Source organism: Mycobacterium sp., from assembly GCF_032162605.1.
In the GTDB taxonomy this organism is placed as follows: Bacteria; Actinomycetota; Actinomycetes; order Mycobacteriales; family Mycobacteriaceae; genus Mycobacterium.
The window spans coordinates 1-3,575 of sequence record NZ_JAVROT010000368.1; the positions used below are offsets into that span (position 1 = coordinate 1).

A 3,575-nucleotide genomic window follows, 5' to 3' on the forward strand; every position below is an offset into this window, starting at 1 on the left:
GTCAGGTGTTCGTCGGCCGGGTCGAGCGGGCCCGTGCAATCGGCATCTGGGGAGCCGTGATGGGCATTGCGATGGCACTCGGCCCGATGCTGGGCGGCGCACTGATCGAGCTCGGTGACTGGCGCGCGGTGTTCTGGATCAACCTGCCGATCTGCGCCGCTGCGATCGTGCTCACCGCGATCTTCGTCCCGGAATCACGCTCCGCCACGATGCGGGATGTCGACCCGATCGGTCAGGCGCTCGCGGTGACGTTCCTCTTCGCCGTCGTCTTCGTGCTCATCCAGGGACGAGAAATGGGCTGGACGGCAGCTCCGTCCGTCGCGATATCGATCGTGGCGATGGTGGCGGTGGTGGGATTTCTCCCCTATGAATCCCGGCGCCACGATCCGTTCATCGAGCTGCGATTCTTCCGCAGCATCCCGTTCGCGTCGGTGACGGTGATCGCGGTGTGCGCGTACGCCGCCTACGGTGCCTTCCTGTTCATGATGTCGTTGTACCTGCAGGGTGAGCGACACTATTCGGCGGTCCACACCGGCCTGATGTATCTGCCGATTTCCCTTGCAGCTCTTATACTGTCGCCAATATCGGGCCGGTTGGTCGGCCGCTTCGGCAGTCGACCGTCGTTGCTGGCGGCCGGAATCATGATTACCGCGGCGACGCTCATGCTGGCCGGTCTCACAGTCACGGCTCCGGTGTGGGCCGTGGTGGCGATCTTTGCGGTGTTCGGCGCCGGCTTCGCGATGTCCAACGCACCGATCACCACCACGGCGGTGAGCGGCATGCCGACAGATCGTGCTGGTGCGGCCTCGGCGGTCACCTCGACCTGTCGACAGGTGGGTGTGAGTATCGGTGTGGCGCTTTGCGGTTCGCTAGCCGGGGCAACGCTGACCGCCAGCACCGCCCAGTACACGGCGGACGCCAGGCCGCTGTGGTTGTTGTGCGCAACGCTCGGGCTCGGGATGACGGCCCTGGGCATTTGGTCGACATCGCTACACGCGATTCGTTCGGCGGAGCGACTCGCTCCGCTCATCGCCGGACCCTCGGAACGGCCGAAGAACGGTTATGCCGTTGCTCCCGCTGGCGGATCAGGGGCGACGAGGGATGTCCGCGCTGGTTGGCGCCGGAGCGGCCCGGGAGCAGGTGCGCAAGCGGTCCGTCGATGAACTCGGCGTCCGATCGGTCGGCCACCGATACCCGCTGGGATGACTGCGTCGCTACCTGCGCGATATTCGTATCGCGTCATCCAAGAAATTGCGCGTCAGAGCACCCGTGTCGTCACTGTTGGCGCCTATCAGTGGCCGCTGCTGACCGGAATCTTTGTCCTAGCGGTAGTGCACCTCATGACGTCCCTCAACAAATTGCAAACCGGGCGGGGTCTCGCGGTGCCGCGTTACCGTGCCTTGGCATGACAGCCCGGTCGGGTCAATGTCCAACGACCGGAACCCCGGTGACCTCTGTGACTTGAGTGGTGGTCCGCGGGCATGGTTGCCCGCGCCAACTCGGCGTTGCGACGGTCACCACCACCTTGATCGCATCGTCGATGTGTTCGCCGGCGTAGCGCAGGGCCGTCGGCAGATCGTGCAGGCCGAACGTGTGCGTGTGAATCTTGTTGGCATCGAAGCGTTTCTGCGACATCAACGCCTCGGCGCGGCGGGCGGCACTCTTGCCCTCGCCGCGAATGCCATAGAGGTAGATGTTGTTGCGCACGATGAAGGCGACGTCGATCGGCACCGGCTGGTGCGGGAAGGCGGCGAGGCAGATGCGGCCACCGCGGCTCGCCATGCGCACTGCCTGGTTCACGGCATCGGGTGCACCAGAACACTCCAGTACGTAATCCAGGCCCTTGCCGCCAGTGATATGGCGCACCGCCTCCACCGCATCCTCGTCGCGCACGTTGATCACGTGGTCCGCGCCCAACGCGCGGCCGATTTGCAGGCGGTTGTCCCGGGTCCCGGTGAGCACGACCGGCGATGCCCCGAGCGCCTTGGCCACGGCGACGCCGAGCAATCCGATCGGTCCCGGCCCCAACACGGCGACACCTTCTCCCGCCACCAGCCCGCCGAGTTCGGTCAGCCCGTACATCGCGGTGCCTGCCGTGACCACCAGCGTCGCCTCGGCGTCAGACATGCTGTCGGGGATGGCAATTAGCGTGTTGATGTTGTTGACGGCGTATTCGGCGAATCCACCGTCGGTGGTGAATCCGTTTGCGCGGTGGCCCTTGTCGACGTCACCGTAGTTCAGGCCGTAGTTGAGGCAGGCGGTGTACATGCCCTGGCGGCAGCGCGTGCACCGTCCGCAGCCGGCATGGACCTCCACGGTGACGCGCTGGCCAATGCGGTACTCATCGACGCCCGGGCCGAGTGCCGCCACGGTGCCCATGTATTCGTGACCCGGGGTAAACATCTTGTTGAACGGTTCGCCGCCACCGATCATCGCCGGCGCGCCGTGATGGATGATCTCCACGTCTGTCGCGCAGATCGCTACGGCATCGATGCGCACCAACACCTCGGCGCGTCCTGGCATCGGAATCGGCTTGTCCACCAGGCTGATTTGGCCGGGATCGCCGAGCACCCAGGCCCGCATCTGCTCGGGCAGCGGATATGCGGCGTCGGTTCTGACCTTGGTCGGATGGCTCACTCGCGTCTCCTCCTTGCGTGTCGTTTTTGCCCGTCCGTCAACTCGAGCTAGAAATCCCGGCGGCGGCCAGACCGGTTGGCAGTTGTCCGGACAACGAAACGACGCCGGAACCAGCTGAAGACCCCCGTCGAGCAACGGGCCCCAGCCCGCGCCCACTCCTGGGCACTATCCGGATTCTGCGGCTAGCCAACGGCACTCGACTCGTTGGGCGTCACGCGTGTTCTCCGATGAGGGCCCTCAGGATGACATGGATGCAATGCTCCTTGCACGGCCAGCAGTACCAGTCCTGCCAGCTTCTCATCCACTGGAGTGTCCGCTTGGTGGTGCCGCACACGGAGCACTTGGGCCCTTCATTGGGCGCGGATTTGCTGACGGTCTGCCAGATGCCGTAGACGAGCAGCCCCACGAGGGTGAGGACGACGATTCCGGTCATGACTCCTCCTCAATACAACGACTTTCACGTAGGACGCCGCGGTTCGCCCTTGCGGCTCCCGGCGACGAGGCCGGTGGACCGGCACGTCGCGCTCCGGTCCGATTCGGTCGACGGACATCTGCGCTTGCGACGCGCCTCACTCCGATGTGCGGCGCGTCCTGACTTGAGAATGGACGCCGCGAAGGCGGATGTCATCAAGGCCAGCCGCCATCCGCGTTCCGGCCCGTCGGTGTCGAGAACTACCTGGTACCTGGAAGCACGCAGCGCCATCACCCTTGGGTGATCATGTCCGGCGCCGGTTGGCCATACACCACTCGGGATGGGTTGGCGTCGGCGTCGACGAGGCCGACGTCATCGTGGTCCTCGAGTCAGGCACGGGATTCCCGACCACGTGCATCATCGGGTGGCCATCCGAAAGGGCGGTGCAGCTATAGATGCAATGCACCAAGACGGCGCCGACGACGTTGCGGCCGACGAGGGTGTCCAGATTCTTGACGCTGGTGTC

4 protein-coding genes are annotated in these 3,575 nt (G+C 65.1%); 1 reads left to right on the forward strand and 3 read right to left on the reverse strand.

The features are described from left to right. Nucleotides 1-1,163 (forward strand): MFS transporter (locus tag QOI01_RS20750; protein ID WP_526384250.1); only part of this gene is annotated, 1,163 nt, incomplete at its 5' end. A 259-nt stretch (nucleotides 1,164-1,422) separates the two neighbouring features. On the opposite strand, the gene QOI01_RS20755 is transcribed toward QOI01_RS20750, so the two are convergent. The 3 genes from QOI01_RS20755 to QOI01_RS20765 all read right to left on the reverse strand — a co-directional run. Then, entirely contained in the window at nucleotides 1,423-2,637 is a 1,215-nt protein-coding gene (locus QOI01_RS20755) for a zinc-dependent alcohol dehydrogenase (protein ID WP_526384252.1), read from the reverse strand. 211 nt (nucleotides 2,638-2,848) lie between these two features. Next, nucleotides 2,849-3,070 carry a hypothetical protein gene (locus QOI01_RS20760; protein ID WP_526384254.1) on the reverse strand — a complete coding sequence of 74 codons (222 nt, stop codon included), beginning with the start codon at nucleotides 3,068-3,070 and terminating at the stop codon, nucleotides 2,849-2,851. A gap of 283 nt (nucleotides 3,071-3,353) precedes the next feature. Continuing rightward, on the reverse strand, nucleotides 3,354-3,575 hold a 222-nt coding region (locus QOI01_RS20765), incomplete at its 5' end, for a hypothetical protein (RefSeq protein ID WP_526384256.1).